Annotated in this window: 26 protein-coding genes; 9 read left to right on the forward strand and 17 right to left on the reverse strand. The window is 75.7% G+C overall.

Annotation, left to right across the window (positions count from 1 at the left end; translation table 11 throughout):
- Nucleotides 1–1,807: methyl-accepting chemotaxis protein (locus EAH89_RS33065; RefSeq protein ID WP_206667533.1), on the reverse strand; the 1,807-nt coding region annotated here is incomplete at its 3' end.
- A gap of 205 nt (nt 1,808–2,012) precedes the next feature.
- Between EAH89_RS33065 and EAH89_RS12300 the strand changes: the two genes are divergently transcribed.
- Nucleotides 2,013–2,453, forward strand: coding sequence for a DMT family transporter (locus EAH89_RS12300; protein ID WP_140883426.1), 441 nt, complete (start codon nt 2,013–2,015; stop codon nt 2,451–2,453).
- Here the strand turns inward: EAH89_RS12300 and EAH89_RS12305 are convergent.
- On the reverse strand, nt 2,391–3,704 hold the full coding sequence (locus EAH89_RS12305) for a cation:proton antiporter (protein ID WP_140883429.1): 1,314 nt from the start codon (nt 3,702–3,704) through the stop codon (nt 2,391–2,393). The two genes, EAH89_RS12300 and EAH89_RS12305, sit on opposite strands and share 63 nt — an antisense overlap.
- Before the next feature lie 231 nt (nt 3,705–3,935).
- On the opposite strand from EAH89_RS12305, the gene EAH89_RS12310 reads away from it, so the two are divergent.
- The 3 genes from EAH89_RS12310 to EAH89_RS12320 all read left to right on the forward strand — a co-directional run bounded on the left by EAH89_RS12310 (nt 3,936) and on the right by EAH89_RS12320 (nt 6,505).
- A complete protein-coding gene (locus EAH89_RS12310; protein WP_140883432.1) occupies nt 3,936–4,583 on the forward strand; it encodes a serine O-acetyltransferase in 648 nt (215 codons plus the stop codon).
- A gap of 85 nt (nt 4,584–4,668) precedes the next feature.
- Nucleotides 4,669–6,264 (forward strand): amino acid adenylation domain-containing protein, encoded by a 1,596-nt coding sequence (locus EAH89_RS12315; RefSeq protein ID WP_140883434.1) that lies wholly within the window; start codon nt 4,669–4,671, stop codon nt 6,262–6,264.
- Nucleotides 6,257–6,505 (forward strand): hypothetical protein, encoded by a 249-nt coding sequence (locus EAH89_RS12320; protein ID WP_140883437.1) that lies wholly within the window; start codon nt 6,257–6,259, stop codon nt 6,503–6,505. Before EAH89_RS12315 ends, EAH89_RS12320 begins: the two co-directional genes overlap by 8 nt.
- 53 nt (nt 6,506–6,558) lie before the next feature.
- On the opposite strand, the gene EAH89_RS12325 is transcribed toward EAH89_RS12320, so the two are convergent.
- The 4 genes from EAH89_RS12325 to EAH89_RS33070 form a co-directional block, all read right to left on the reverse strand.
- The gene (locus EAH89_RS12325) at nt 6,559–6,819 is read right to left on the reverse strand and encodes a hypothetical protein (protein ID WP_140883439.1); all 261 of its coding nucleotides are present in this window, start codon (nt 6,817–6,819) and stop codon (nt 6,559–6,561) included.
- Nucleotides 6,820–6,898: 79 nt separating this feature from the next.
- Nucleotides 6,899–8,158 carry an AmpG family muropeptide MFS transporter gene (locus EAH89_RS12330; protein ID WP_140883441.1) on the reverse strand — a complete coding sequence of 420 codons (1,260 nt, stop codon included), beginning with the start codon at nt 8,156–8,158 and terminating at the stop codon, nt 6,899–6,901.
- 62 nt (nt 8,159–8,220) lie between these two features.
- The gene (locus EAH89_RS12335; RefSeq protein ID WP_140883443.1) at nt 8,221–9,252 is read right to left on the reverse strand and encodes an alpha/beta fold hydrolase; all 1,032 of its coding nucleotides are present in this window, start codon (nt 9,250–9,252) and stop codon (nt 8,221–8,223) included.
- A gap of 125 nt (nt 9,253–9,377) precedes the next feature.
- On the reverse strand, nt 9,378–9,677 hold the full coding sequence (locus tag EAH89_RS33070) for a DUF3072 domain-containing protein (protein WP_140883445.1): 300 nt from the start codon (nt 9,675–9,677) through the stop codon (nt 9,378–9,380).
- Nucleotides 9,678–9,754: 77 nt separating this feature from the next.
- Here EAH89_RS33070 and EAH89_RS12345 point away from each other — a divergent pair, with 77 nt between their 5' ends.
- Nucleotides 9,755–10,558: a creatininase family protein gene (locus tag EAH89_RS12345; protein ID WP_241666993.1), complete on the forward strand. Its 804-nt coding sequence runs from the start codon at nt 9,755–9,757 to the stop codon at nt 10,556–10,558.
- Between the two features lie 37 nt (nt 10,559–10,595).
- On the opposite strand, the gene EAH89_RS12350 is transcribed toward EAH89_RS12345, so the two are convergent.
- Nucleotides 10,596–11,219 carry a 3-keto-disaccharide hydrolase gene (locus EAH89_RS12350; RefSeq protein WP_161993561.1) on the reverse strand — a complete coding sequence of 208 codons (624 nt, stop codon included), beginning with the start codon at nt 11,217–11,219 and terminating at the stop codon, nt 10,596–10,598.
- Between the two features lie 193 nt (nt 11,220–11,412).
- Here EAH89_RS12350 and EAH89_RS12355 point away from each other — a divergent pair, with 193 nt between their 5' ends.
- Nucleotides 11,413–12,006 carry a YajG family lipoprotein gene (locus EAH89_RS12355; RefSeq protein ID WP_140883449.1) on the forward strand — a complete coding sequence of 198 codons (594 nt, stop codon included), beginning with the start codon at nt 11,413–11,415 and terminating at the stop codon, nt 12,004–12,006.
- Between the two features lie 4 nt (nt 12,007–12,010).
- Here EAH89_RS12355 and EAH89_RS12360 read toward each other — a convergent pair whose 3' ends face one another.
- Nucleotides 12,011–13,045: an alpha/beta fold hydrolase gene (locus tag EAH89_RS12360; RefSeq protein WP_140883451.1), complete on the reverse strand. Its 1,035-nt coding sequence runs from the start codon at nt 13,043–13,045 to the stop codon at nt 12,011–12,013.
- 123 nt (nt 13,046–13,168) lie between these two features.
- On the opposite strand from EAH89_RS12360, the gene EAH89_RS12365 reads away from it, so the two are divergent.
- Nucleotides 13,169–14,260, forward strand: coding sequence for a Bug family tripartite tricarboxylate transporter substrate binding protein (locus EAH89_RS12365; RefSeq protein WP_140883453.1), 1,092 nt, complete (start codon nt 13,169–13,171; stop codon nt 14,258–14,260).
- A gap of 66 nt (nt 14,261–14,326) precedes the next feature.
- Here the strand turns inward: EAH89_RS12365 and EAH89_RS12370 are convergent, their stop codons facing one another.
- The 3 genes from EAH89_RS12370 to EAH89_RS12380 are packed head-to-tail and all read right to left on the reverse strand — an operon-like array spanning nt 14,327 to nt 17,982.
- Nucleotides 14,327–15,628: a beta-glucosidase gene (locus EAH89_RS12370; RefSeq protein ID WP_194152326.1), complete on the reverse strand. Its 1,302-nt coding sequence runs from the start codon at nt 15,626–15,628 to the stop codon at nt 14,327–14,329.
- A gap of 7 nt (nt 15,629–15,635) precedes the next feature.
- The gene (gene glf, locus EAH89_RS12375; protein ID WP_140883455.1) at nt 15,636–16,802 is read right to left on the reverse strand and encodes a UDP-galactopyranose mutase; all 1,167 of its coding nucleotides are present in this window, start codon (nt 16,800–16,802) and stop codon (nt 15,636–15,638) included.
- Nucleotides 16,795–17,982 (reverse strand): glycosyltransferase, encoded by a 1,188-nt coding sequence (locus tag EAH89_RS12380; RefSeq protein ID WP_206667534.1) that lies wholly within the window; start codon nt 17,980–17,982, stop codon nt 16,795–16,797. Before EAH89_RS12380 ends, glf begins: the two co-directional genes overlap by 8 nt.
- A 528-nt stretch (nt 17,983–18,510) precedes the next feature.
- On the opposite strand from EAH89_RS12380, the gene EAH89_RS12385 reads away from it, so the two are divergent.
- Complete coding sequence (locus EAH89_RS12385) at nt 18,511–20,157, forward strand: hypothetical protein (RefSeq protein ID WP_140883459.1); 1,647 nt, start codon at nt 18,511–18,513, stop codon at nt 20,155–20,157.
- 58 nt (nt 20,158–20,215) lie between these two features.
- On the opposite strand, the gene EAH89_RS12390 is transcribed toward EAH89_RS12385, so the two are convergent.
- The 6 genes from EAH89_RS12390 to EAH89_RS12415 all read right to left on the reverse strand — a co-directional run bounded on the left by EAH89_RS12390 (nt 20,216) and on the right by EAH89_RS12415 (nt 25,092).
- Nucleotides 20,216–21,031, reverse strand: a complete 816-nt coding sequence (locus EAH89_RS12390) for a phosphotransferase (protein WP_140883461.1) — start codon at nt 21,029–21,031, stop codon at nt 20,216–20,218.
- A 140-nt stretch (nt 21,032–21,171) separates the two neighbouring features.
- A complete protein-coding gene (locus EAH89_RS12395) occupies nt 21,172–21,831 on the reverse strand; it encodes a trypsin-like serine peptidase (RefSeq protein WP_161993562.1) in 660 nt (219 codons plus the stop codon).
- A gap of 296 nt (nt 21,832–22,127) precedes the next feature.
- The gene (locus tag EAH89_RS12400; protein ID WP_140883465.1) at nt 22,128–22,760 is read right to left on the reverse strand and encodes a DVUA0089 family protein; all 633 of its coding nucleotides are present in this window, start codon (nt 22,758–22,760) and stop codon (nt 22,128–22,130) included.
- A gap of 188 nt (nt 22,761–22,948) precedes the next feature.
- On the reverse strand, nt 22,949–23,857 hold the full coding sequence (locus EAH89_RS12405) for an oxygenase MpaB family protein (RefSeq protein WP_206667535.1): 909 nt from the start codon (nt 23,855–23,857) through the stop codon (nt 22,949–22,951).
- 12 nt (nt 23,858–23,869) lie between these two features.
- Nucleotides 23,870–24,298: a GFA family protein gene (locus EAH89_RS12410; RefSeq protein ID WP_140883467.1), complete on the reverse strand. Its 429-nt coding sequence runs from the start codon at nt 24,296–24,298 to the stop codon at nt 23,870–23,872.
- Nucleotides 24,295–25,092: an alpha/beta fold hydrolase gene (locus EAH89_RS12415; protein ID WP_161993563.1), complete on the reverse strand. Its 798-nt coding sequence runs from the start codon at nt 25,090–25,092 to the stop codon at nt 24,295–24,297. The genes EAH89_RS12410 and EAH89_RS12415 overlap by 4 nt, the downstream gene beginning before the upstream one ends.
- Nucleotides 25,093–25,132: 40 nt before the next feature.
- Between EAH89_RS12415 and EAH89_RS12420 the strand changes: the two genes are divergently transcribed.
- Complete coding sequence (locus EAH89_RS12420; RefSeq protein WP_140883471.1) at nt 25,133–25,807, forward strand: LysE family translocator; 675 nt, start codon at nt 25,133–25,135, stop codon at nt 25,805–25,807.
- Nucleotides 25,808–25,864 lie beyond the last annotated feature (57 nt).

A 25,864-nucleotide genomic window follows, 5' to 3' on the forward strand; every position in this document is an offset into this window, starting at 1 on the left:
CGATGCCCCCGATCGCCTCCACCGCCCGACCCGTCTCGCCCTGCATGGCCGCGATCTGCGCGCCGATCTCCTCCGTCGCCTTCGCCGTCTGCGCCGCCAGCGCCTTCACCTCGCTCGCCACCACCGCAAAGCCCCGACCCGCCTCGCCGGCCCGCGCCGCCTCGATCGTCGCGTTCAGCGCCAGCAGGTTCGTCTGCCCCGCGATGTCGCTGATCAGCCGAACCACGTCCCCGATGCTCCGCGCCGCCTCCGACAACCGACCCACCGCCTCGTCCGTCGAGCGCGCGTCCAGCGCCGCCCGCCTGGCCACCTCCGCGCTGCTCGTCACCTGGCGCGACACCTCGGCGATGGAGGCCGCCAGCTCCTCGGCCGACGCCGCCACCGTCCCCACGTTCGCGCTCGCCTCCTCCGAGGCCGCCGCCACCGCGCCCGCCCGCTCCACCCCGGCGCTCGCCGTGCCCGCCAGCTCCCCCGCCGTCGCGTCCAGCTCCGCCGCCGCCCGCGTCACGTCCCGCAGCACCGCCGCCGTCCCCTCCTCGAACCCACGCACCAGCGCGTCCACCCGCGCCCCCCGCTCCTGCTTCTGCCGACCCTCCTCCAGGCGCGCGGCGGCGAGCGCGTCCGCCTCGTGCAGCCCCTCCCGGCAGCTCTCGGTCGCGCGCGCCATCTCGCCGATCTCGTCGGCGCGGGCGGCGTCGGGCAGGGCGAAGTCGTAGTCGCGGCGGGAGAGCCGCAGCATGGCGTCGCGCAGGCGCCCGAGCGGCTGGATGACGCGGCGCCGCACGAGCAGGTTGGCCGCGAGGGCCACGGCGCCGAGCGCGAGGAACAGGGCGCCCGAGGCCGCGAGCCAGAGGCGCGCGCCCTCCGCCCGCGCCTCGGCGAGCCTGCCGATCTCGGCGATGGAGAGCTCGGCCACCTCCACGAGCTGGCCCGTGGCCCGGTCGATCGCGGCGTTCAGCGCCACCGGCGTCAGCGGCGGCTCGCGGCCCTCGGCCAGCGCCTTCTCCAGCGCGTCGCGCTGGGCGGCGAAGCGGCCGAAATAGTCCTTCCTCACGCGCTCGATGGCGGCGCGGACCGGGGCGGGCAGGCCGGCGGCCACGCCGGTGACGAGCGGCCAGGTGGCGCTCGCGCGGGCGCGGAGCTGCGCCATGGCCGCCCGCTGCTCGGGGGTCACGGCGCGGTTGGCCATCGCGCTCAGCAGGAAGTCGCGCTCCAGCCCGGCGGGGTCGCGCGTGGCGTAGGCGGCGTCCTTCACCTGGGCGAGGGTGGCGCTGGGCCCGTCGGTGCCGCGGATCCGGGCGGTGAGGGTGGCGCTTGCCTCCTCCAGCAGGTCGACCAGCGCCGTGATCGCGACGTTGTAGCGGTCGCCGATGCCGGCGGGGCGCGCGGCGAGCGGGAGGGCGAGGGCCGGGTCCGCCTCCCGGCGCAGGGCGTCGAGCGCCGCGCGCGCCGCCCGCAGCCGCGCGGGCCCGTCGCCGGGCACGCAGGCGACCTCCGCGCAGGCGGCCGCCAGGGCGTCGAGCGCGGGGTTGGCGCGGGCGCGGGCCTGGAGCGCGCCCTCGAGCAGGGAGGGGGCGCCGGGCGGCTCGCTGCGGAGCGCCAGGCGCAGCGGCCCGCGCTCCACCCGCGTGGACTGCAGGGCGATGAAGGCGGTGCGCGTGGCGTCGGCGACGGCGACGGCCTGCCCGGCCTCCCGCAGGTCCCCGGAGGCGCGGACGAAGAGCCAAGCGGAGCTGGCCATCAGCGGGACGCAGAGGGAGCCGATCAGGAGGCTCATCTGGAGCGAGAGGGAGAGGCGGGTCTTCATCCGGCGTCGATTTCCTGGCGCGGGCGGCCTCGCGGAAGGGCCGCCCCGATAGGGGGAAGATCGGGCGGTCCGGTGAAGAGGCGGTCAACGCGGGCGCCGTTCCGGCAGGGGCAACCGCGTTTTCTGTGCCCGAATTCACGCGGCGTGGCGACGATGCCGCGGGTCGGGCCGCGTTGTTCTTCTCTACGGAACGCAAGAGGCCGCCATGCCCTATCTTCTCGCCGTCGTCGCGGGGGTGCTGAACATGCTCCAGTCCGGCAGCAACGCGACGCTGCACCAGAAGCTCGAATCGGGGCCGGTGGTGCCGGCGCTGGTGGTCTACCTCACGGGGATGCTGGCGGTGCTGGCTGCCTCGCCCTTCATCGGGCGCTCGGCGGAGGGCGTCCTCGGGCGCGCGGGCGCGGTGCCCTGGTGGGGCTGGATCGGCGGCGCGATGGGGGCCTTCTACGTCGTCGTGACCCTCACCCAGGCGAAGGGGATGGGCGCGGGAGCCTTCACGGCGGTGACGCTGACGGCGGCGGTGGTGACGAGCCTGCTGCTCGACCACTACGGCCTCATGGGCTTCGAGGTGCGACCGCTGACCCTACTTCGCGTGCTCGGCGGCGTGCTCATGGTCGCCGGCGTCGGCCTCGTCGCCTGCTTCTGAGGGGTCCTCCTCCGGCTGCCCCGCGACGCGGCGGCGCCGGCGGTCGAGGAAGCGCATGGCCGGCGTCACCGTCGTGCCGTGCAGGAGAATCGAGACGAGGACGGTGAAGCCGAGCGTGGCCCAGAGCGCCTCCGCCTCGGCGAAGTGCTCCTCGTTCAGCGCGTAGGCGAGGTAGTAGAAGCTGCCGAGGCCGCGGATGCCGAAGAAGGCGACCGCCAGCCGCTCCGCCCCCGGCTGCGGCGCGCCGATGAAGGCGACCATCCCGGCGAGCGGCCGCACGAGGAGCAGGAAGGCGAGGCCCGCCAGCGCCCCCTGCCAGGTCAGCGCCGCGAGCAGCCCGCCCGCCAGCGCGCCGCCGAAGAGCACGAGGATGACCATCATCAGCAGCCGCTCGGTCTGGTCGGCGAAGTCGTGCAGGCGCTCGTGGTACTTGTGGCGGCTCTCGGCCGCGCGGATGCCCAGCGCCGCGATGAAGACGGCCAGGAAGCCGTAGCCGTGGACGATCTCCGTCAGCCCGTAGGCGAGGAAGGTGGCGCCGAGGGCGACGAAGCCCTCCCCCGTGCGCGACAGGCCCGCGCGGTTGGGCACGCGGAAGGTGAGCCAGCCGAGGCCGCGCCCGATCGCCCAGCCCATGGCGATCCCGGCGCCGAGCTTCCAGGCCACGTCCTCCAGCGCCCAGCCGAGCAGCCAGGGCCCGGCAAGCGTGCCGTGCGCCGCGGCCACCACCGCGAGGTTCACGAAGGGAAAGGCGAAGCCGTCGTTCAGCCCGGCCTCGGCCGTGAGGTTGAAGCGGACGTCGTCCTCCTCGCCGGACTGCGGCGGGCCGACCTGCACGTCGGCGGCGAGGACTGGGTCCGTGGGCGCGAGGGCGGCGCCGAGGAGGATCGCCGCCGCCAGGCCCAGGCCGAGGAACCAGCCGCCGATGAGGGCGATGCCCACGATGGAGAGCGGCATGGCGATGCCGAGCAGGCGCCAGGTCATCGACCAGGAGCGCCAGTCGAAGGCACGGTCGAGCTTCAGCCCGGCGCCGGTGAGGGCGACGATGACGACGAGCTCCGTCAGCCGCTCCGTCACCTCCGGGTAGACGGTCGGCAGCGGGTAGTCGCTGCCGGCGGCGCTGAAGCCGAGGAAGCCGAAGGCGACGCAGAACATCGGTAGGGAGAGCGGCAGCTCGCGCAGCGCCATGGGCAGCCAGGCCACGAGCAGGATGAGCAGCCCCGCGCCGACGAGAAGAACAATGTAGGGATCCATCGATGGCGGCGGCCTTTCCTCGGCGCAGGGCCGGGATCGGCCGCGGCGGCGCGCCGATCCCCTGGTCAACGCGGCAGGGGGGCGCGGGGCAGCAGCGCGGCGGCGCTTTCCGGCGGCGCGGGCTCGGCCCGCCACATCCAGCTTGACGTGGAAACCGAAATAACTTTATCGTGAGACAACTTAGGGCGCGGAGGGCGCGTCCGCCAGATCCCTGGACATGGTGACGTGGCGATGACCTGGCTTCAGGCCTTCCGGCAGGATATCGGGCGCTACCGGGAGGCCGGCGGCCCCCAGGCGGCGCTGCGGCTGGTCCTGGCCAACCAGGGGCTGCACGCGCTGCTGCAGTACCGCGTGGCGAACGCCCTCCACCGCTCCGCGCTGCCGCCGCGCGTGAAGCGGCCGCTGCTGGTGCTGATGATCGCGTGGCAGAAGCTGGTCGAGATGACCGCCCACGCCTGCATCCCCTACCGGGCGACGATCGGCCCGGGGCTCCTCCTCGGCAACCTCGGCAACACCTTCATCGGCGACGACGCGGTGATCGGGGCGGGCTGCGAGATCCGGGACGGGGCGACGCTCGGCGTGGCCGGCCGCGGCGCCCAGCGCGGCTCACCCCGCCTCGGGAACGGCGTGGTCGTCGGCGAGCGCGCGGTGATCGCCGGCAAGGTCACCCTCGGCGACCGCGCCGTGGTCGCGCCGGGAAGCCTCGTCCTCTGCTCCTTCGCGGCCGACACGGTGGTCGCGCGCAACCCCGCCTTCCCGGTCACGCGGGAGGAGGACCTGCATCTGCTCGTGCCCGGCCTGGCCACCCCGCGCCCCCCGGCCCGGCCGAACCCGAGGCGGGCGCCGGCGGCGGAGGGGCTCCTCCTCTCCTCGGCCTGACAAGCCGGGCACGCCGGGACCCGCGCGCCCACCCCCGCCCCCACGCCAACGACCGGCCGCGCTTCCACGAGAGGACCGCGCCCCCATGCTCCTTCCCGAGCGCCGCCTCCACGCACTCTTCCACGCCGCGCGGGAGGCCTTCCCCGAGCGGCCGGCGCTGCGCGCGCGGGGGGAGGAACTCTCCTACGCGGCGCTCGCGGGCCGCGCCTCGGCCATCGCCTCGGTCCTCGCGGCGGCGGCCGGCGGCGGCGCGCCGGGCCGCTGCGCGCTGCTCGGCGGCAAGGCCTGCGGCACCTATGCCGGGCTGCTCGGCATCCTCGAGGCCGGGGCCTGCTACGTGCCCCTCAACCCGCGCTTCCCGCCCGCCCGGTCGCTCGCGATGCTGGCGGCCGCGGAGGTCCGGGCGCTGGTGGTGGCGGAGGACGCGCAGGACCTCGCGCGCGGGCTCCTCGCCGGGGTTCCCGCCGGGCTGGACGTGGTGCTGGCCGGCGCGGCGGCCCTTCCCGCCTGGTGCGCGGACCTGCCCCGGCACCGCTTCCACGCAGAGCCGCCGCCCGGCCCGCCGGGACCTGACGTGCCGGCCGGGGAGGACGCCTACCTGCTGTTCACCTCGGGCAGCACGGGGGCGCCGAAGGGGATCGCGATCTCGCACGCCAGCGCCGTCGCCTACGTGGAGGGCGTGCGCGCCCGCTACGCGCCCGCCGAGACGGACCGGTTCTCGCAGGTCTTCGACCTCACCTTTGACCTCTCGGTGCACGACATGTTCGTCTGCTGGGCCGCCGGGGCCTGCCTCTACCCCCTGCCCGCGACGGGCGGCCTCGGCATCGGGACCTTCATCCGCAAGAACGCGATCAGCTTCTGGTTCAGCGTGCCCTCCACCGCCGCCGCCATGGCCGGGCGGGGCGAGCTGGCACCGGGCGCGCTGCCGAGCCTTCGCTGGAGCCTCTTCTGCGGCGAGGCGCTGCCCGCGCGGCTGGCCGCGGCCTGGGCGCTCGCGGCGCCGGGCTCGGTCGTCGAGAACCTCTACGGGCCGACCGAGGCGACCATCGCCTTCACCGCCTTCCGCGTCCCCTCCGGCTTCCGGGAGGAGGGCATCGTGCCGATCGGGCACCCGCTGCCGGGGCAGCGCGTCGCGGTGGTGGACGAGGCGGGCGTCGCCCTGCCGCCGGGCCGGGTGGGGGAGCTCTGCCTCGGCGGGAGCCAGGTCGCCGCCGGCTACTGGCGGCGCCCGGACCTGACGGCCGAGCGCTTCCGCGCCCCGCTCTTCCCGCCCGGGGAGGAGGGGGCCGGTGACGCTGGGACGCGCTGGTACCGGACCGGCGACCTCGCGGTCATGACGCCCGGCGAGGGCCTCGTCTTCCGCGGCCGCGCCGACCGGCAGGTGAAGATCCGCGGCTACCGCGTGGAGATGCAGGAGGTCGAGGACGCGCTCCGCGCGGCGGGCGGCCTCGACCTCGCCGCCGTGCTCCCCTGGCCGCCCGGCGACGCGGCGGCCGCGGTGGTCGGCTTCGTTCCGCGTGGCGTACCGCTCGAGAGGATCCTGCTTGGCTGCCGGGCGCGGTTGCCCGACTACATGGTGCCGTCGCGCCTCGTCGAGGTCGCGGACTGGCCGCTGAACGCGAACGGCAAGACGGATTACGGCGCGCTGCGCGCCCTGATGGTGGAGACGGTGGATGCCTGAGGCCGCGATACGCGCGACGGTGCTGGAGCTGCTGCGGCCGCGCCTGGAACGGGCCGGCGTCCCGGCCGCGGACGACCTCGGGGAGCAGGACCTGATGAACCTCGGGGTGGTCGATTCCCTCAACGTCATGACGCTGATCGCCGAGGTGGAGGGCGCCAGCGGCCGCGCCTTCGTCTGGGACCGCTTCGACGCCGAGAACGGCCTCACCGTGTCCGCGCTGGTGAGGGCCTTCGCCGCCTGAGGGGACGGGGCGCGGGCAGGCCCCGCCCCCCGTCGTCCCCAGGCCTGCGGCGCCTAGCGGTTGCCCGCGGGCTGGTTCTGGGCGCCCTGCTGCTGCTGCTGGTCGCGGCGGTTGGCCGCGTTGCGGCGGTGGACGCCCACCGCGCAGCCCGCGGCGGCGCCGGCGACCGCGTGGCCGCTGCCGACGAAGTGGCCGGCGACGGCGCCGACCGCGCCGTCCTTCACGCAGCCGCCGGTCTTGGCCTCGGCGGCCGGGGCGGCGAGGGACAGGCCGGCCGCGAGGGCGGCGGCGGCGGCGAAGAGGGGGATGCGCATGGGGCTGGGCTCCTTGTTTCCTTGCCCCTTCCAACGCGCGGGCCGGCCCGGCGACACATTAAAGCCCGGCCATGCAGCCTCAGGCGACCGGTTCGGGCGCGGCCGCGGGCGCCGGGGGCAGGCGCCAGAGAAGGAAGAGCATGATGCCCATGGCCGGCAGCGCGGCGGCGGTGGTCATGAGGAAGAAGCCCGTCCAGCCCAGGGCCTCCGCCAGCGCCCCGGAGGAGGCGCCGAGCGTGCGCAGCGGCACCGCGGCGAGGGAGGAGAGCAGCGCGTACTGCGTCGCCGTGAAGGCGCGGGTGGTCAGGCCCGAGAGGTAGGTGACGAAGGCGGCGTCGGCGAGGCCGTCCGTGAAGTTCTCGATCCCGACCTGGAGCCAGAGCATGGGCAGGTCGTGCCCCGCCCCGGCCAGGGCGACGTACATGAGGTTGGACAGCATCTGCCCGAGCCCCGTGACGACGAGGGCGCGCGCGGTGCCGAGGCGGGCGACGACGTAGCCGCCCGCCAGCGCGCCGCCGAGGGTGGCGAAAAGGCCGAAGACCGTGCCCACCGCCGCCACCTCGTCCCGCGAGAAGCCGAGGGAGCGGTAGAAGGGGGTCGTCATGATCCCCGCCAGCGCCTCGCCGAGCTTGAAGAGCGCGACGAAGAGAAGGATCGCCAGCCAGTGCGGGCGCCCCATGAAGTTGGCGAAGGGCCGCACGACCGAGAGCCGCAGCCGCTCGCCCCAGGGAAGCGGCGCCGTCGCCGGGCGCGGCGCCTCGCGCGAGGCGAGGGCGGCGGCCATGCCCACCAGCATGAGGGCGGCGGCAAAGGCGTAGGCCCCGCCCCAGCCGAGGGCGCCGACGAGCCAGAGCGTGCCGCCGCCGCTGGCCAGCAGCGCGAGGCGGTAGCCCCAGACGTAGCAGGCCAGGCCGTAGCCCTGGTCGCGCTCCTCCAGGATCTCGATCCGGTGCGCGTCCACCACGATGTCCTGGCTCGCCGAGAGGAAGGCGACGAGGGCGGCCAGCGCCGCGGTGCCGAAGGGGCCGGTGGCGGGGTTGCTGAAGCCGGTGGCGAGGATCGCGAGGAGGAGGAAGGGCTGGATGAGCAGCAGCCAGCCCCGCCGCTGGCCGAGCCGCGAGAGGAAGGGCGGCGCCACCGTATCCAGCGCCGGCGACCAGAGGAACTTCAGCGAGTAGGCGAGGCCGATGAGGGCGGTGAGGCCGATGTCGGTGAGCGAGAGGCCCGATTCCGTGAACCACTGCCGCAGCACCTGCCCCGCCACCAGCGGCAGGGGCACCCCCGCCGAGAAGCCGAGGGCGAGGAGGACGGCGAAGCGGCGGTCGCGGCGAAGGGGCATGGCGGGCGACCCTGCCACGGGCGGGGCGGCCGCGGGAGGGGGATCGACCCCCTCCCCGGGGCTCAGGCGCGCGCCGCGGCCTCCACCGCCTCCACCGCGCGCGCGGCGTGGCGGGGGACGAGGTGGTGCACCATGTGGCCCGCGCCCGGGACGATCTCGAGCGTGCTGCCGGGGATCTCGCCGTGCAGGCGCTCGGCGGCCCGCTTGAACACGACCCGGTCCCCCTCGCCCGCGAGGATGGCGACGGGCATCGCGATCTCCCGGTAGCCGGCGCGCAGGCTCAGCGCGCCCGGGATCATCAGCGCGGCGTCGGCCGCGGTCGCGCGGATCTGCGAGGGGCGCAGCGCCATGGCCGGGGAGAAGTCCCGCTCGAAGCGGGGCGCGACCGGGGCCGGGGCGAACATCGCGCGCTTGAGCAGCGGCGTGGTGAGCCAGCCGAAGAGCGGCGAGACCGTGTAGCGCAGGAGGTCGCCCAGCACCGGCACGGCGCCGAGGGAGGCGATCCACACGTCCGGCCGCAGCGTCCAGAAGTAGTAGCCCGACAGCAGCACCAGCCCCGCCGTGTCCGCCGGGTGCCGCTGGGCGAAGGCCAGCGCGACGATCGCGCCCCAGGAATGGCCGACCACCACCGGCCGCTCCACGCCAAGCTGGCGCAGCGCCTTGCGGAGGAGGGCGGCCTGCTCGTCGGCGGTCCAGAGCCGCCCGCGCGGCCGGCTGCTGTGGCCGAAGCCCGGCCGGTCGAAGACGATGACGCGGTGGCGGGCGATGAGGAGGTCGGCCAGGCCGCTCGTGTCGTAGTCGGCGCCCGTCACGACGTTGCCGTGGATGAGCACGACGGGGCTGCCCTCGCCGCGGTCCGTGTAGTGCAGGCGGACGCCGTCCACCTCGAGGAAGCGGCCCTCGGGCGGGTGCCGGCGCTCGGCCAGGCGGGCAAGGGCGTGGTTGGTGAGCGCCAGCGCGCCCAGCGCCGCGGCGGTCCAGGCGAGGCGGCGGGCCGGGCGCGTCGCGCCCCGCCGCGCGCCACGCGCCAGCTCCTGGCCGAGGGTGCGGGACAGCGGGCGGGAGCGGCCCGGGAGGCGGGTCAGGAGGTTCATCGGGGCCCTTTGCGCAGCACGGCACGGCCGCCGGGGGGGCCGGCAGCCTTCGGGGGCCGAACGTCGCGGGGCGCGCGATGTTGCGCGGGGGTCCCCGGGGAGGCGGGCCTCCCCGGGGTAAGGGTTCAGGTGCCCCGACCGGTCTTGTCCTGCAGCGCGTCGATGCGCCGCGAGGCCTCGGCCTTGCTCAGCCCCTCCTCGAAGCCCTCGCCGGCCTCCTCGGACAGCGTCTTGAGGTAGGACGCTTGGGCGCCGGTCATCGGCTGGTCGCCAGTGGTCCAGTCGGAGGGGTCCTTGATGGTGTTGGAGCCGGGCTCGGGATCGGTCTTCGGGTTGTGGTCCTCGGCGTGGGCCCCGGCCCCGGACTTGGCGTCGGACTTGCCGCTGGCGTGGGCGTCGTGGCTCTTGGCGGCCGGCTTGGTCATGCGAGCGTGCTCCTGGTTTGGTGTTCCCTAAACGTTCGGGGTGCGCCGGGGTTGCCGCGGGCGGAAGGGGGCGGGCGATGAAGGTTCGGATGGGCGAGATCACCGGGGGCGAGGCGCGGGCGCTCTACGCCCGGCGGCCGGTGGTGCTGCTGCCGCTCGGCAGCCACGAGGACCAAGGGCCGCACGCGCCCATGGGCGACTACCTGCTGGCGGAGGCGGTGGCCGAGCGCATCGCCCGCCGCGCGACCGAGGCCGGCACGGAGACCGTGGTGGCGCCCGTGCTGCCCTTCGGGAAGGCGGATTTCTTCGGGTCCATGCCGGGGGGCATCGCGCTCTCGCACCGGGCCTTCGCCCTCGTGCTGACGGAGATGATCGAGGCGCTGCTGCGCCATGGGCTGGACCGGATCGTCGTGCTGAACGGGCACGGGGGGAACGCGCCCGCCATCCACGACGTGACGCAGTCTTTCATGCTCGCCGGGCGGGGGGTGTTTCCCTGCTTCTACCTTTGGAAGGTCGCGGGGGCGCTGCTGCCGGCGGTGGTGGGGGCGGAAGCGGCCGCGCGCTCGGCCGGGCATGGGGCGGACCCGCTGGGCAGCATCGCGATGCACCTCTCGCCCGGGCGGATGCGGATGGACCTCCTGCCCGAGCGCCCCTCGCCCCCCGGCACGATGCTCGGCCTCCCCTTCGCGGGCTGGGGCGCGGTCTCCTTCGAGGGGGCAGAGGTGAACGTGCCCGCGGAGTACGACCTCCCCTCGCCCGACGGCATGGGCACGGGGGACCCGCGGCTCTGCCGGGCGGAGACGGGGGCCGCGCTGGTGGAGCGGCTGGTCGCGATCGGCGCCGGCTTCGTCGCGCACTACGCCGGCCAGGGGGCGAACTAGGGCGGGGGCGCGAGGCGGGCCCCGCGCCCCCGGGCAATCACCTCGCCCGGATCTCCACCTGCCGGAAGCGCACCACGCCGCGGTCGTTCACGGCGCCGCCGGGGCCCGGCACGCCCGGGGCGTGCTGCAGCGCGATCCGCCCGTTCGCGAAGCGGGCGTTCCGGACGGCGTCGGCGGTCTTCTGGCCGTTGAGCACGACGGTGAAGGCGTCCCCGGCGGCGGTGATCTCGAAGAGGTTCCAGCGCCCGCCCGCCTTGGGCATCGGGTCCACGGCGGCGATGTCCACGATCGCGCCGGTGCCATAGCGCGCCTCCGGGCGCTCGTCCCAGATGTTCACCTCGTAGGAGGTGGCGGTGCTGACCGTCGCGGGGTCGGTGCAGCGGATGTAGATGCCGCTGTTGGTGGCGGTGTCCACGAAGAACTCGGCGCGCAGCGCGAAGTCGCGGTAGTCCCGCCGCGTCACCAGGAAGCCGTTGCCGCGGTCGGCGACGATGGCCCCCTCCTCGACCCGCCAGTTGGCGTCGCCGATGCGGTCCCAGCCCTCGAGGTCGCGGCCGTTGAACAGGGGCGTGTAGCCGCCGGATTGGGCCCGGGCCGCCCCGCGCCCGGCGGCGATCCCGGCCGTGGCGGCCAGCAGCGGCACGACGGCTCGACGCTTCATCATGCGTTCCTCCCAGGTTTTGTTCCTGTTGCGGCAGGAGCCTAGGGCGGAGCGGTCCCGCGCTTCAACCGGGCCGCGGACCCCCGCCCATCGCCGGCCTTGAAGCCCCGAAGGTTTTCGCCCGATCATCCCGCCGGCGGGCGGCGCCGCGCGTGAGCGGAGGGGCCGCCCCGTGAAAAGGGGGAACCGGTTCATGCCGCCATTCGGAAGGGCGCTCGCCCTGCCTGTCCTGCTCGCCCTCGCGGCCTGCGGCACGACGCAGCTTCCCATGCCCTACAGTCCCGCCACCCCGCCCCGCGCGGCCGCGAACGCGCGGCCCGTGGTCTCGGTCGGCCCCGTGGTGGACGCCCGCGCGGACGGGCGGGAGGACCCGAACTGGATCGGCACCATCCGCGGCGGCTACGGCAACCCGATGAAGCGGCTGGAGGCCCCCGTCCCCGTGCGCGAGGTGGTGGCGCAGGCCTTCCGCGACGGGCTGGCGGCGCGCGGCCTGCTGGCCCCCTCGGGCGGCGCCTACGAGATGCGCGTCACGGTCGCCCAGTTCGACGCCACCCAGTACATGCGGCGCGAGGCGACGGCGGAGTTCCGGGTGAGCCTCGTCAACCGCCGCACCGGCGCGGAGGTCTGGCGCGACGCCGGCCGGGCCAACCCGGTCGAGGGCGGGATGACCCTCGCGACCGGGGCCTTCGGCAACGTCGAGGCGCTGCGCGGCACGGCGCTGCGGGCGATGTCGGAGGCGATCGATCAGGTGCTGGACAAGCCGGGGCTGGCCGCGGCCCTCCGCTGAGCCCCTACCAGGCCGGCAACGGCGCGGCGCGCCAAGCGAGCCCCGCCCGGTCCGCCCCCGAGGGCAGCGGCGCCGCGGGGTCGCCGATCCAGGCGAGGATGTCCCCGATGACCTCCCCCGCACCGAGGTCGCGCAGCGGCATGTGGTGGATGCCCGCGTAATAGGCCACGCGCGCCGGCGCCCCGGCGGGGATGCGGTCCAGCAGCGCGCGGGTGGCGACGGGCGGGACGAGCTGGTCCCGCGCGCCGTAGACGAGGAGGAGGGGCGGCGTCGCGGGCCCCAGGCGCGGCGCGGCCGCCAGCGCGTCGTCCATGAGGTCGATCAGGCCCGAGGTCGTGTCCACCCGCGTCTCGCGGATGGTCAGCGGGTCGCGCGCCATGCGGCGCAGGGCCTCCATGTTGTCGGTGGGCACGATGCCCGGCACGCCCGAGGCGACGGCGACGCGCGGCACGGTGTGGGTGAGCACCTCGAGCAGTCCCGTGATGATCCGCGGCATGGTCACCCGCCCCCAGACCGCGGGGGCGAGGAGGACGTAGCCCGCGGCCGGCGGCGGCCGCTCCCCCGTGGCCGCGAGGAGGAGGACGGCGCCGCCCATGCTCTCGCCGAGGGCAACCAGCGGCACCCCGGGGTGGCGGGCCGCGAGCAGCCGGATCGCGGCGGCGGCGTCGGCCGCGAGCGTCGCGGCGCCCGGCCAGACCCCGCGGTGGGGGGCGCCCCCGAAGCCCCGCTGGTCGTAGGCATAGACCGCGAGGCCCGCCGCGTTCAGCGCCCGGGCGGGCTCGGCCATGAAGTTCCGGCTGTCGTTGAAGCCGTGCAGGCAGAGCAGCACCGCGTGCGGCGGTCCCGCGGGCTGCCAGGCGCGCAGCGGCAGGCGCGCCCCGTCCTCCATCGTCAGCGCGTCCTCCGCCAGCGCCGCCTCGCCCGTGGGCGGGCCGGCGGGGATGACCTGGGGCGCGCAGGCCGCCAGCCCCGGGGACAGAAGCGGCAGGGCGAGGAGCGCACGGCGCGGGAGGGCGCGGGCCGGGAAGGGGGAAGGCATCGAGGCGCATGTGGGCGCGTCCGCCGGCGCCTTCCATGGCCGCGCAACGAATCGCGCCTCGCGGCTTGCCCGGCGAAAGCGCCGGGCGGCACTCTTCCGGGAGAACACGGGCGGGAGAGGGAAATGCCGGGTCGGGCGGGCGGGGCGGGCGGCGTGGCGCCGGGACGGGATGGCCGGGAGCGGGACGGCCTGGGTTGGCGGCCCGCCGGCCGGGACGCGGCGGGCCCGGGCGGGACGGGACGGCGCGCCGTGGGACGGGCCGCGCTCGGCCTCGCCTTCGCGACCGGGCTGGCGCAAGCGGGGCGGGCCCAGGCCCCCTGGCCCGAGCGGCCGGTGCGGGTGGTCGTGCCCTACCCGCCCGGCGGGTCGAACGACATCGTGGCGCGGCTGCTGGGCGAGGTCCTGCGGGAGCGCACGGGCCAGCCCTGGATCGTCGAGAACCGCTCGGGCGCGGGCGGGAACGTGGGGGCGGATTCGGTCGCCAAGGCGCCGCCGGACGGCCAGGCGCTGCTGCTGACCGCGCCGGGGCCTCTGACGATCAACAACGCCCTCTTCGCCTCCATGCCCTACGTCGCCGCGCGCGACCTCGTGCCGCTGGCGCTCGTGGCGACGGTGCCCATCGTGCTCATGGCGGGGCCGGAGCTGCCCGCGCGGGACGTGGCGGGGCTGGTGGCGCTCGCGAAGGCCCAGCCCGGGCGCATCGCCTTCGGCTCCTCCGGGAACGGCAGCACGAACCACCTGGCGGGGGAGCTGTTCCGCAGCATGGCCGGGATCGACATCGTCCACGTGCCCTACCGCGGCGCGGCGCCGGCGATGACGGACCTCGTGGGCGGGCAGATCGGGATGATGTTCGACAACCTGCCGGCCGTGCTGCCGCAGGTCCGGGAGGGGCGCGTCCGCGCGCTGGCGGTCGCGGGCGCGCGCCGGGCGGCGGCGCTGCCGGAGGTGCCGACGCTGGCGGAAGCCGGCCTGCCGGGCTTCGAGGCAGAGGCTTGGTTCGGCCTGGCCGGCCCCGCCGGCCTCCCCCCGCCGCTCCGCGCGCGGATCGAGGCGCTGGTGACGGAGGCGCTGGCCGATCCCGGGCTGCGCGCCCGGCTGGCCGCGACCGGTGCGGAGCCGGGGACGCTGGCGGGGGAGGGCTTCGCGGCCTTCCTCGCACGGGAGCGGGAGACCTGGACGCGGGTGATCGAGGCCTCGGGCGCGCGGGCGGGGTAGCGCCCGGCGGGGGGATCGCGCCCCCCGGCCGGGTCAGGTCCCGTGCTTCGCTAGGCCCGTGCTTCGTTAAGCCCCGTGCTCGCCGGCCTCGTGGGGCACGCGCTGCTCCTCGGCGCCGGCCGAGAGGCGGACGCTCTCGGAGTGCTCCCAGGCGGCCTTGAAGGCGGGGGCCGCCTCGGGGTCCTCCGGCACGTCCTCACCGCGCAGGAAGGCGTCGAAGAGGGCCGTCTGCCGGGCCAGCTCCTTCGCCAGCGGCGCGTCCACCGGGCGGCGGCCGCGGTGCGGGTGCATCTCGAAGAGGCCGTTCGGGCAGTAGCGGTCGTCGTCCCAGCCGAGATGCGAGAGGACGGGGTAGAGGCAGATGCCGCCGATCGGCACGCCCGCCCGCATGGCGGCCCGCACCTCGTCGCCGACGTAGCGGAGCCAAGCGGCGCGCGGGCTGCCCTCGATGCTCGTCTCCGCGAGGATCATCGGGCGGCCGATGCGGGCGTGGGCGTCGACCAGCAGGTCGCGCAGGGGGCGGTGGCGGGGATCGCCCATGGGGACGGTCTGCCCGCGGTCGCCCTCGCGCTCGAACTGGTTGTTCCAGTAGTAGTTCACGCCCATCAGGTCGAAGCCGTCGGGCGTGCCGCCGAGCTCCGGGCGCCAGCGGCCGAGCAGGCCCTCCCAGGCGTGCCACTGGGACTCCTGGTGCTCCTCGGCGAAGGCCGCGGATTCCGGCGTCTTGGCGAAGACCTCGATGACGGGGTCGACGGCGATGAGGCGCGTGCCGGGCACGGCCTCCCGCGCCGCGCGGCCGGCGGCGATGGAGGCGGCGACGAGGCGCGCCTTCAGCGCCTTGCCCCAGTTGCGGCGGCCGGGATGGAAGTAGGCGACATCCCCCGCGGCCCAGGACCAGAAGGAGATCTCGTTCACCGGGCAGAGGACAGGGGGCTCGCCCTCCTCCTCCAGCAGCAGGCGGGCGAAGGCGGCGCAGAAGCGCGCGAGCGCCTCGGCGAAGCCCTCCTCCATCGGGCTGACATGGTCGGGATGGCCGTAGTGGCAGACATCCCAGGCCACCCGCACGCCGGCCGCCTTGGCGGCACGGATGAGGGGCAGCACCGGCGACCAGTCGTACTGGCCGGGCACGCGTTCGATCAGGTGCCAGCGCGCCCCGTCGCGGGCGCCCCGGATGCCGTGCGCGGCCAGCGCCTCGTAGTCCTGCTGCGCCAGCAGGTCGTGGCGCGTGGAGGCGATGAGGTCGAGGCGCTTGCCGTCCTTGCGGCGGTGCGTGGAGCACTCGAAGCCGCCCATGAAGAAACTCGGCGAGAAGCTCGGCGAGCGCAGCGGGGCCCGAGGCATGGCTCGGGTGTCGGCGGAATCCGTCATGCCCCGGTCAGTCCCCCGTGGGCGCCAGCGCGGGGTCCGCCAGGACGGGCGCGTCCTCCGCGGCGCCGACGGGCACGCTCGCCTCGATGCGGCGGAAGGTGGCCAGCGCCTGCGCCACGACCTGGTCCATGTTGTAGTAGCGGTAGGTGGCCAGCCGCCCCACGAACCACACGTCCGGCGTCGCGTCCGCCATCGCCTCGTAGCGCTTGTAGAGCGCGGCGTTCTCCGGGCGCGGCACGGGGTAGTAGGGGTCGCCCTCGGCGGCCGGGAACTCGGTGGTGATCGTGGTCTTGTCCGCCACCTGGCCCGTGAGGTGCTTGTACTCGGAGATGCGCGTGAAGGGCACCTCCTCGCCCGGGTAGTTCACGGTGCCGCAGGGCTGGTACCACTCCTGGTCCAGCGTCTCGTGCTTGAAGGTCAGGCTGCGGTAGGGAAGCTTGCCGTGCTCGAAGCCGAAGAACTCGTCCACGGGGCCGGTCCAGATCGTGCGGCGGTAGGGCACCTTGCCCTTGATCGCGCTGTAGTCGGTGCCGGTGATCACCGTGATGTTCGGGTGGTCCAGCATCCGCTTGAACATGGCGGTGTAGCCGTCGAGCGGCATGAACTGGTGCGTGTCGGTGAAGTAGCGGTCGTCCGTGTTCGCGCGCGTCGGCACGCGCGAGGTGACGGACTTGTCGAGCTCCGACGGGTCGAGGCCCCACTGCTTCCGCGTGTAGCCGCGGAAGAAGGTCTCGTAGAGGTGGCGCCCCACGCGGGAGACGACGACGTCCTCGGAGGAGCGGATCTCGTCCACCTTCTCGGCGCGCTCGTTGAAGAAGGCCTCGACCTCCTCCTCCGTCGTCAGCGAGAGGTCGTTCATGCGGTTCACCGTCGTGCGGTTGATCGGCATGGGCACGAGCTTGCCGTCGGCGAGCTTCGCGAGCACGCGGTGCTCGTAGGCGCGCCACTTGGTGAAGCGCGACAGGTGCTCGAACACCGCGTCGGAGTTCGTGTGGAAGATGTGCGGGCCGTAGCGGTGCATCAGGATGCCGGCGGCGTCCTGCTCGTCATAGGCGTTGCCCGCGATGTGGTCGCGGCGGTCGATGACGAGGACGCGCTCGCCGCGCACGGTGGCGAGGCGCTCCGCAAGGGTCGCACCGGCGAAGCCGGCGCCAACAACTAGCCAATCAAACATGGTTCGGACTCGCGACCGCGCGGCTGCTGACAGATCCGTCGCCCGCAACCTTCGTCGCCGCGGCCTGGCGGAGAAGCTCATGCATGCTGGACCAGATGGAATCCCAGGAACCCTGGGAGAGAAGGCGGTCGGCCTGGGGAAGCCAGGCCTCCCGCGGCCGCGCCATGGCGGATTCGATCTCGGCGACCGCCGTGTCGGCGTCGGTCGCGATGCCGACCAGCCCCTCGGCGCCCCAGGAGCGCACCACGTCCTTGATGGGCGTGGAAACGACGGGCACGCCGGCGGCGAGGTACTCGGGCGTCTTCGTCGGCGAGATGAAGCGCGTGCTCTCGTTGAGCGCGAAGTTCATGAAGCCGCAGTCCCAGCCCGCGAGATAGGCGGGAAGCTCGTCCATCTTGCGGCCGCCGAGCCAGTGGATGTTCGGGCGCCTCGGGCAGCTCGCGGGATCGATCTTCACCACCGGCCCGATCATCACGAAGGACCAGTCCGGGCGACGCGCCGCGACGGCGTCGAGGAGCTCGAGGTCCATGCGCTCGTCCACCACGCCGAACCAGCCGATGCGGGGGTGCGGGAGGCCGGCCTGGTCCGCGGGCTCGGGCGCGCCGGCGCCGCGCAGCGTGCGGGCCTGGGCGAAGTGGGCGGAATCGACGCCGGAAGTGAAGAGGTGCACGCGCGGGTGCAGGCCGAGCTTCGCCTCGTAGAGGGAGCGCCCGCCGGTGAAGACGACGTCCGCCTGGCGCAGCAGCCGGCGCTCGCGCAGCGTGAGCTGCGGGGAGGCGCCGCGGAAGGCCGAGAGCTCGTCCATGCAGTCGTAGACGGTGACGAGCGGCTGCAGGTGGCTCGTGAAGCCGAGCGACATCGGCGTGTAGTACCAGGCGACGTCCGGGCGCTGGCCGGCGAGCAACCCGTCAAGCATCGCGCGCTGCGCGTCGTCGCTCGCGGCCTCGTCCATGCCGGTCGGCAGGATGGGCACCACGACCTCGACGCCCGAGGGCAGGCGGTGGCGGTCCAGGCGCGGCAGGTCGGGCGCCGGCGGCTGGCGCTTCGGTTCCTCGAAGAAGATCACGCGGTACGACCGGGCGGCACGGGTGAGAAGGTGCTGCGGGCGCTGGAACACGAAATCCCAGCGGAGGTGGGAGAGGCAGAGGAGCAGAGGCGCTTGCGCGCCGGGTTGGGTCACGGGAATGGGTCTGTTCCTTCCTCTTGCCGGCTCGAGCCCGCATCCGCCTTTCGGCGGGAGCACGATCCCGGTTCCGTCGATCGATGGGTCCGTCGGGTGACGGGGTAACGCGGGGCGCTGCGCTGCGATGCAGCACGCGCGAAAGAGGTCGTGGCTCGCCCCCGGGCTCATCCCAAAAGAGCGGTTTCGCTTGGCAAAACTGTGGCACCGGGCCGCCGGACGGATGACGACTTCGCGAGGGTAGCGGGGCGCCCGGCGGGGGCCGTCGGGCCGGGCGGGAAAGAGGGCAAAAAGAGGGTGCCGCGGGACGGGCAGGGGAGCTGCCTGTCGCGCCGGGAGCGTCGCGCGGATCGCATGGGCTGTCTTTATCGGGCCGGCGGATTGTTTCAGACAACTTATGTTACGCGGGAAGGCCTTCCTCCCGCGGTGCGGCACGACCTTGCCCGCCCAGGGCCACAAGATCGCGTGAGACGGACCGCCCGGGCGCGTGGTTGGCTCGTCCGGGCGCCGCGTGCGATAGGGCCGCGCATGGAAGGCTTGCCCTCGATCAATCCTGGCGGGCCGCCCGGGGCGGCCGCCGCGCGCCATCCGCCCGGCCCCGGCCCGGGGTGCTCCGGCGGGGCGCCGGGCGCCCGCCCCGACCTCGACGCCCGGCTCGGCGGGGCCGCGCCGGACCGGCTCTCGCTCGCGGCCACGGCCTACATGCTGCTGCCGGCGCTCGTGTTCCTCGGCGGCTGGGGGGCGGCCTGGGTGGCGGTGGCGGGCGTCGCGGCCGGGGCGCTGGCGCTGGCGCGGCTGCCGGGGTGGCGGGGCGGCTGGCCGCTGCCGGCGGGGCGGTCGCTGGCCCTCCTCGCGCTCGGCCTCGCCTGGGCGGGGACGAGCGGGGCGCACCACCTCGTCTACAGCCCCTCCGACTGGCAGATCCGCGACGCGGTGCTGCACGACCTCTCCACCGGCTCCTGGCCTGTCCTGCACCGCCACCTCGAGGACGGGACCGCATGGCTGCTGCGCGCGCCGCTCGGCTACTACATGCCGGCCGGGCTGGTCGGCCGCCTCGCGGGGCTGCGGGCAGCGGAGGCGGCGCTCTGGGCCTGGACGGGGCTGGGCCTCGGGCTGGTGCTGGCGCTCCTCGCCGACCTCGCGCGCGCGGCCGCGCCGGGGCGGCGAGGGGCCTTCGCGGTCATGGCCGGGCTCTTCGCGGTCTTCGGGGGGCTCGATATCCTGCCGAACATGTGGCTCGACGGCACGGCGGGCGCGGGCGTGCTCGGAAGCTGGGGGCGGGGCGGGGAGTGGTGGCCGCGGCTGTTCCAGTACTCCGGCCACGTCACCGCCGTGCTCTGGGTGCCCAACCACGCCCTGCCGGCCTGGCTGCCGGCGCTGCTGCTGCTGCGCCACGGGCGGGACCCGGCCTTCCTGCGCGGGGTCGCCGTGCTGCTGGCCGGGGCGGCCTTCTGGAGCCCGGTCTCGGCGGCCGGCGCCGCGCTGCTCGCGGGCGTCGCCGCGCTCCGCCAGGGCTGGGCGGCGCTGCGGGGGTCCCTCCTCGCCGCGCCGAACCTTCTCGCGGTCGCCCTCGCCCTGCCGGTCTGCCTCTATCTGGTCGCAGGGTCGGCCGCGGTGCCGCACGGCTTCCTGCTGGCGCTGCACCCCCCGGGCAAGGCGCTGGCCACCTGGGCCTTCTTCCTCGTGGTCGAGGTGCTCTGCTGGGCGGTGCCGGCGGCGATGCTCGTCCGCAGCCGGGCGCTGGGCGTCGCGGTGGCCCTGCTCTGCCTCCTGCCGGCCTATGTCTTCGGGCCGGGCAACGAGATGACGGCGCGCGGCGGGATGGTGCCGCTGGCGGTGCTGGCGGTCGTGGCCGGGGCGGCGCTGCTGGCCCCCGCGCCGGACCGGCGGCGGCGCTTGGCCCGCGGCGCGCTCATTGCCTGCGCGCTGCTGGGGGCGGCGGGCTCGGCGATGGAGGGCAGCCTGCTGGTGACGCACCGGCCCTGGCCGGCCAGCACCCACTGCTCCTTCCCCGAGGCCGCGCGGCAGTCGGTCTTCGCGGATTCCACGGAATGGGCGCACTACGTGGCGCCCTGGCCGGAGCCGGCGCTCGGGGCCTGGATGCGCGAGCCGGCGGCGCGCCCGGTGCCGCCGCCGGGGGTTTCGCCCCCCTGCTGGCCGGGCGGCGGGCCCTAGCCGGCGCCGTCGGCCGGGCGGGCGGCGGAGGGCGGAGCAGGGCGAGGGGCGAACCCGGTCAGGTCCCCGGGCGCAGGGCCGCTTCGACCCGCCGGGCCAGCCGTTCCCGCAGGGCCGGGCTCCCCGCCGGCCCGAGCAGGGCGCGGGCGAGGACGATGGGCCGGTAGGGCGCGATCGCGGCCACCAGCGTCGCGAGCGGCAGGCCGGCCCGCCGGGCGTAGTCGGCCTGGAAGGCCGCGTTCACGGCGCGCGGCCGCTCCGGATCGGCGACCATGGCCGGGGCGAGCTCGGCGAGCAGAACCTCGGTGCACGCGAGGTCGAGGGCCGGCGGCCCCCGGGTCGCCCCTTGCCAGTCGACGATCCGCGGCCCGTCGGGCGTCATGATCACGTTGCCGGGGTGAAGGTCGCCGTGGCAAAGCCCGTCCCCCGGCAGCAGGCGCTCGATCAGGCCGAGGACGCCGGTCGCCACATGGGGCGCCAGCGCGCCGCCCGCGTCCCGCAAGGCGCCGCGCGTCGTCTCGATCAGGGGCAGGACGTCGGCGGGCGGGGCGATCGCGTGAACCGACCGGGCCAGGCCGGCGAGGATCGCGCCCGTCGCCTCGGGCGTCAGGGCGCCGCTGCGCGAGAGCTGCAGGAGCGTCGGCCCGTCCAGGCGCTGCAGCACCACGCCGAAGCGCCCGCCGAGGTCCACCTCCCCGAAGACCGCCGGCGCCGGGGCGCCCGCGGCGAAGGCGGCGCCCGTCATCCGCGCCTCCCACCAGCTGTGCCGCTGGGGGAAGCCGGGCCTGAACAGCTTCACGACCCGGCCGGGCGCCCAGGCGTGGACGTCGGAATAGGCGCCCTCGCCGATCTTCTCCCCCAGGGAGCCGCGCATCGCCCATCCCCCGTCGCGGGGCGAGCAGACACCGGCGCCGGGCGCGGCGATACGCCTTTCGCGCGGCCGGGCCGGAAAGGGGCCCGGCGGAGCCGCCCGGCCGCGGCGGGACCAGGGCCGCGGGCGGTCCGCGGCGCCCCCTAGGGCCGCGGGCCGAGCACCACGCGGGCGATGGAGGCGGTCGGCACCGCCCAGCCGCCGGTCACGCCCCCCTCCGCCAGCGAGCCGACGCCGGCCACGATCCAGCCGCCGTCCGGCCGGCGGGCGAGGAGCGGCCCGCCGCTCGCGCCCACCGTCGCCGCGCAGGAGTGCTGCAGCATGACCCGCCCCCCGGCGTCGCGCGCGTAGGCGGAGACGGCGCAGGCGGTGTCGGCGACCATCTGGCGGTCCCGGTCAGCCTGGTAGCCGCCGAAGGCGAGCGGGGTTCCCGGCGGCAGGTAGCCCGCCTCCAGCGACAGGCCGAGGGCGGGGCCCGCCACGGCGTGGTCGAGCATCAGCACGGCCCAGTCGGAATCGGGCGGCGCCTTCGGGTCCGGCCGCGGGCCGGGGGCGACGGAGAAGCCGGGGCCGATGATCACCCCGCGCACCCGCGCCTCCCCCGCCGCGCCCTGGGGGGAGAGGGCGAGGGTGAAGCGCACCGCGCCGGGCTCGACCGCGCGGGTGGTGCGGGGGTCGATGAGGCAGTGGGCCGCGGTGAGCACCGTGCCCGGGCTGACCAGCGCGCCCGTGCAGCGGCCCCCCGCCGCGGTCTCCACGAGGCCGAGCGAGCGCCAGGGCGCGGTGCCGACGTCCACCGGCACGCGGTTGGCCTCGGGGCCGAGGCCGGGCTGCGCCGCGGTGCAGGCCGAGAGGGCCGCGGCCGCGAGGAGGGCCGCGGCGCGGGCGCGGGGATTGGTCTTCGACCCCGGGGGCAGGGTGTTCGTGGGGGCGTTCAGGGCGGCATTCCCGTGCGGTTCGTGGCGGGGATCGGTCCGGAGATGCGTCCCCCGTGCCGCCTACGCAACGGGTGACGGGATCACCCCCTCGTGCGCGCGGGCCTTGGGACCGCCGCCCCGTGGAGGGGCAGCCCGGCGGGCTGCCCCGGTCGCGGTCGGTGCTAGCCGGCGTCGGCCTCGCGGCGGCGGCGGATGAGGCCGAGGCCCAGCAGGCCCGTGCCGAAGAGGGCCAGGGACATCGGCTCGGGAACCGGGGTGGAGCCGCCCGAACCGGTGCCGCCGCCCGTCTGCGTCGCGGTGGCGACGTTCAGGATGTCGAAGGCGAAGTGGCTGTCGCGCGGGTTGCCGGTGGCGTCGGTGAAGCTGCCGCCCCCCTGGCAGCCGCCGCTGAGCGTCGTGCCGCAGAAGTTGGAGTAGGCGGTCAGCAGGACGGTGTAGATACCGGCGGCGATGGACTGGCTGAAGTTGACGTCGTAGCCGGCCCCGGTCACGGCGTCGGCGGGAACGCCCGAGCCGTCGTCCTGGGACGCGATCCGGATGCCGCCGGCGTCGTAGAGCGCGAGGATGGGGTCGAAGCCGCCCCGCGTGACGACGGTGCCGGCCGCGTTGGTGCCCCCGGCGTAGGAGTAGCTGCGCAGCGTCACGGTCGAGGTGCTGGCGACGTTGAAGTTGAAGCTGAGGACGTCGTTGGCGCCGGCGAGGTTGCCGGAGAAGGAGATATCGGCGGCCTGCGCGCCCCCGCCGAGGGCCAGGGCCGCAACGGCGGCCAGGCAGATGGTCCTGAAGGTCTTCACGGTACGCTCCCTTTGCTTTGACCCGCGATGCAACCCATCGGGGCAGGCCCTGGCAGCAAAAACCGATCCACACCGTAATGATCTGCTAAATCAATGACCTGCCGGTCAGCCCGTCGAAAAAACGAGACCGGTGTAAATTCGCTCGACTCGGGCCTTCCCTGCCCCATCCGCGGGACCGGCCCGATCCATCAGCCGCGGTAGAGGAAGTCCGCGGGCAGCCCGAGGCGCCGGCAGGACCGGGCCGCCGGGCCGGAGGCGAGCACGAGGCGGTCGGCCAGGGCGCCGAGGGCCCGCAGCAGCGGCCGCTCCCAGGGCCGCAGCGCCTCCCGCGCCGGGATCCCCAGCCGCCGCCGGTCCTCCGCCGGCACCAGGTCCACGGCGGCGCGGACGAGGAGGCGCTGCAGCGGGCGGAGCGGCCGCGGCAGGATCGGGGTCGCGCGCATCAGGCCGAGGAACTCCGCGAGGATGGGGGAGGGCTCCATCCGCGGCCGCACCGCCGCGAAGAGCGCCTCCATCCCCGCCCGCGATTCCGGCGCGCCGAGAGCGCCGTAGAGCCGCGCGGCCGGCCGCCCCTCGGCGAGGAGGCGGTCCATCTCCTCCCCGTCCAGGGGGCGGACGTAGCGGTGGTAGGCCGTGGCGAAGCCGAAGGCGGCAGTGGCCTGCACCCAGTCGAGCAGCGCCGGGTCGTTCGCGCGGTAGGGCTCGCCGGCGGGCGTCCGCCCGGCCACGGCCCCGTGGGCCCGCACCACGCCCGCGATCATGCGCTCGGCCGCGCGCCGCGGCCCGTAGACCGTCACCATCGCGGCCAGACCCGTCCGCTGCAGCCGGCCGAGCGGGTCCGTGCGGAAGGAGGAGTGCTCCCAGACCCCCGTGCGCACGCGGGGCTCGCCCAGTTCCAGGATCACCGCCGCCACCCCGCCCGTGAAGAGGACGACGGGGTTCTTGAAGACCCGCCAGGCGAGGGAGGAGGGCGGGACGAGCGCCTCCTCGCCGGGCGGCGTTGCGAAGTCGAAGGGCGCCGCGCCCGGCGGGTGCAGCAGGGCGGCCGCGGTGGCCTCGATCCAGCGCTGGAGCGGCGGGGGAAGGGTGAAGGGCACGCGCCGCCCCGGTCAGGGGGCGCCCGGCACGGCCGCCACCTGCCGCTCGTGCCGCGGCAGGGCGGGGTCCACCAGCCCCCAGGGCGGGGCGGAGGCGGTCCAGATGGTGCTGCCGGGCCGGGCAAGGGCGGGGTCGTCCAGCGCGCCCGCCCGCACCGCCAGGTGGTCCGGCGCGTCCGAGGCCTCGCTGAAGAGCGGCGTGCCGCAGCGGCCGCAGAAGTGCCGGCGCATGGCGGTGCCGCTGTCCGCCCGCCCCTCGTGGCGGCGCGGCCGCCCGGTGACGGTGAGCCCGGCCTTGCGGAAGATCGCGCTGACCGAGGCGTTGCCGCCCGAGAGGTACTGGCAATCCCGGCACCAGCAGGCGCGCGCGGCGACCGGCGCGTGGTCGAGGCGGAAGCGGACGGCGCCGCAGAGGCAGCCGCCGGTGATGGAAGCGCTCATGGCGCCATGAAGTCCCGCAGCAGCGCCGCCGTCTCGTCGGGGTCGGAGGCGGCGACGTGGTAGGAGTCGTTCTCGAGCACGACGAGGCGGGAATCCGGGATCCGCTCCTGCCAGGCCCGCACCTCCTCCGCCGAGCCGAGGCCGCTGCCGGTGGTGGTGACCACGAGGGTCGGCGCCGCGATCCGCCCGACCTCGGCCGTCACGTCCACCGAGGGCACCATCCGCAGGAAGCCGTCGAGGGTGGAGGCGGCGGTGCCCGCCATCAGGTCCTCCCACCATTGAAGCTGGCCCGGCGTCATGCGCGAGCCCATCCGCCCCGCGTTCGAGCCCCGCACCCAGGCGCGCACCCCCTCCGCCGCGATCTGGGCGCGCCAGGCGGGGGTGCGGGCGGCCATGCCCGTGAGGGAGGCGGGGCCGCCGAGCACGGCCAGCCGCTCCACCATCCCCGGGTGCCGCGCCGCGGCGGCCAGCGCGACCGTCCCGCCGATCTTCCCGCCCGCCAGCCGCACGCGGGGGACGCCGAGGTGCCGGACCAGGGCGGCCACGTCCTCCACCAGCGCGTCGAAGCGCCAGGGGTGGTCCGCCGGAAGCGCCGGGGAGCGGCCGTAGCCGCGGTGGTCGAGCCGCACCACGCGGTGCGTGCGGGCGAGGTAGGGGACGAAGGCGCGGAAGGCTTCCCCGCTCTCCGCCAGCCCGTGCAGCAGCACGAGGGTGGACGCCGCCCGCCACGGGTCGGTGAAGTCGTCCACCGTGTAGTGGAGGGTGATGCCGGGGGCGCTCTCGAACTCGGGCATGGGGTCGCTTCTGCTGGGCCGGGGCGGAACCGCCGTCACTATGGCGCCGAGGCGTACGGGCAGCCAGGGAGGGGCTAGGCTGGCGGCCATCTTCCTCGCCGCCGCCCTTCTCGCGGTGACGCCCGGCCCCGGCATCTTCGACGTCGTGGCGCGAACGCTCGCCGGCAGCCGGGCGGAGGGGGTCGCCTCCAGCCTCGGCACGGGGCTCGGCCGCCTGGTCCCTATCCTCGCGGCGAGCCTCGGGGTCTCGGCGGTCGTGCTGGCCAGCGCGAAGTTCTTCACCGCGCTGAAACTGCTCGGCGCGGCCTATCTCGTGTGGATCGGCCTGCGCACGCTGCTCTCCGCCCGCCGCGACGCCCTCGCCTCCCTCCAGGGCGGCGCCGCGGCTCCCCCGATCGGCGCGCGGCGCGCCTTTCGCGAGGGGGTGCTGGTCGAGGCGCTGAACCCGAAGACGGCGGCCTTCTTCCTCGCCTTCGTGCCGCAGTTCCCGGACCCGGCCGCGGGCGGCGTGGCGGTCCGGTTCGCCTTCCTCGGCACCCTCTCGGTGCTGCTGAACACCCTCGCCGACATGGTGGTGGCCCTCTTCGCGGCGCGCCTCCGCGGCGCCGCCGTGGCGCGTCCCGGCCTCGTCCGGCGCCCGCGCGAGGCCTCGGGGGCCGCCATGGTCGCGCTCGGCCTTGGCCTCGCGCTCGCCCGTCGGCCGGGGGCGGGATAGCCGAGCGCGAGGAGGCCAAGCGCCCCCGAGCTGCCCTCGTCCCCGCCGCACGGAAGC

The sequence above is a fragment of the Muricoccus nepalensis genome (assembly GCF_006438825.1).
Lineage (GTDB): Bacteria > Pseudomonadota > Alphaproteobacteria > Acetobacterales > Acetobacteraceae > Roseomonas > Roseomonas nepalensis.

What these genes read in the sequence shown, in the direction of transcription:
- EAH89_RS12330 (WP_140883441.1), bottom strand. Translation starts at nt 8,158, where the DNA reads ATGCCCCTTCGCCGCGACCGCCGCTTCGCCGTCCTCCTCGCCCTCGGC.
- EAH89_RS12315 (WP_140883434.1), top strand. Translation starts at nt 4,669, where the DNA reads ATGCTCCTTCCCGAGCGCCGCCTCCACGCACTCTTCCACGCCGCGCGG.
- EAH89_RS12335 (WP_140883443.1), bottom strand. Translation starts at nt 9,252, where the DNA reads ATGAACCTCCTGACCCGCCTCCCGGGCCGCTCCCGCCCGCTGTCCCGC.
- EAH89_RS12355 (WP_140883449.1), top strand. Translation starts at nt 11,413, where the DNA reads ATGCCGCCATTCGGAAGGGCGCTCGCCCTGCCTGTCCTGCTCGCCCTC.
- EAH89_RS33070 (WP_140883445.1), bottom strand. Translation starts at nt 9,677, where the DNA reads ATGACCAAGCCGGCCGCCAAGAGCCACGACGCCCACGCCAGCGGCAAG.
- EAH89_RS12420 (WP_140883471.1), top strand. Translation starts at nt 25,133, where the DNA reads ATGGCGCCGAGGCGTACGGGCAGCCAGGGAGGGGCTAGGCTGGCGGCC.
- EAH89_RS12370 (WP_194152326.1), bottom strand. Translation starts at nt 15,628, where the DNA reads ATGACGGATTCCGCCGACACCCGAGCCATGCCTCGGGCCCCGCTGCGC.
- EAH89_RS12360 (WP_140883451.1), bottom strand. Translation starts at nt 13,045, where the DNA reads ATGCCTTCCCCCTTCCCGGCCCGCGCCCTCCCGCGCCGTGCGCTCCTC.
- EAH89_RS12320 (WP_140883437.1), top strand. Translation starts at nt 6,257, where the DNA reads ATGCCTGAGGCCGCGATACGCGCGACGGTGCTGGAGCTGCTGCGGCCG.
- EAH89_RS12310 (WP_140883432.1), top strand. Translation starts at nt 3,936, where the DNA reads ATGACCTGGCTTCAGGCCTTCCGGCAGGATATCGGGCGCTACCGGGAG.
- EAH89_RS12385 (WP_140883459.1), top strand. Translation starts at nt 18,511, where the DNA reads ATGGAAGGCTTGCCCTCGATCAATCCTGGCGGGCCGCCCGGGGCGGCC.
- EAH89_RS12415 (WP_161993563.1), bottom strand. Translation starts at nt 25,092, where the DNA reads ATGCCCGAGTTCGAGAGCGCCCCCGGCATCACCCTCCACTACACGGTG.
- EAH89_RS12365 (WP_140883453.1), top strand. Translation starts at nt 13,169, where the DNA reads ATGCCGGGTCGGGCGGGCGGGGCGGGCGGCGTGGCGCCGGGACGGGAT.
- EAH89_RS12390 (WP_140883461.1), bottom strand. Translation starts at nt 21,031, where the DNA reads ATGCGCGGCTCCCTGGGGGAGAAGATCGGCGAGGGCGCCTATTCCGAC.
- EAH89_RS12350 (WP_161993561.1), bottom strand. Translation starts at nt 11,219, where the DNA reads ATGAAGCGTCGAGCCGTCGTGCCGCTGCTGGCCGCCACGGCCGGGATC.
- glf (WP_140883455.1), bottom strand. Translation starts at nt 16,802, where the DNA reads ATGTTTGATTGGCTAGTTGTTGGCGCCGGCTTCGCCGGTGCGACCCTT.
- EAH89_RS12300 (WP_140883426.1), top strand. Translation starts at nt 2,013, where the DNA reads ATGCCCTATCTTCTCGCCGTCGTCGCGGGGGTGCTGAACATGCTCCAG.
- EAH89_RS12325 (WP_140883439.1), bottom strand. Translation starts at nt 6,819, where the DNA reads ATGCGCATCCCCCTCTTCGCCGCCGCCGCCGCCCTCGCGGCCGGCCTG.
- EAH89_RS12305 (WP_140883429.1), bottom strand. Translation starts at nt 3,704, where the DNA reads ATGGATCCCTACATTGTTCTTCTCGTCGGCGCGGGGCTGCTCATCCTG.
- EAH89_RS12410 (WP_140883467.1), bottom strand. Translation starts at nt 24,298, where the DNA reads ATGAGCGCTTCCATCACCGGCGGCTGCCTCTGCGGCGCCGTCCGCTTC.
- EAH89_RS12345 (WP_241666993.1), top strand. Translation starts at nt 9,755, where the DNA reads ATGAAGGTTCGGATGGGCGAGATCACCGGGGGCGAGGCGCGGGCGCTC.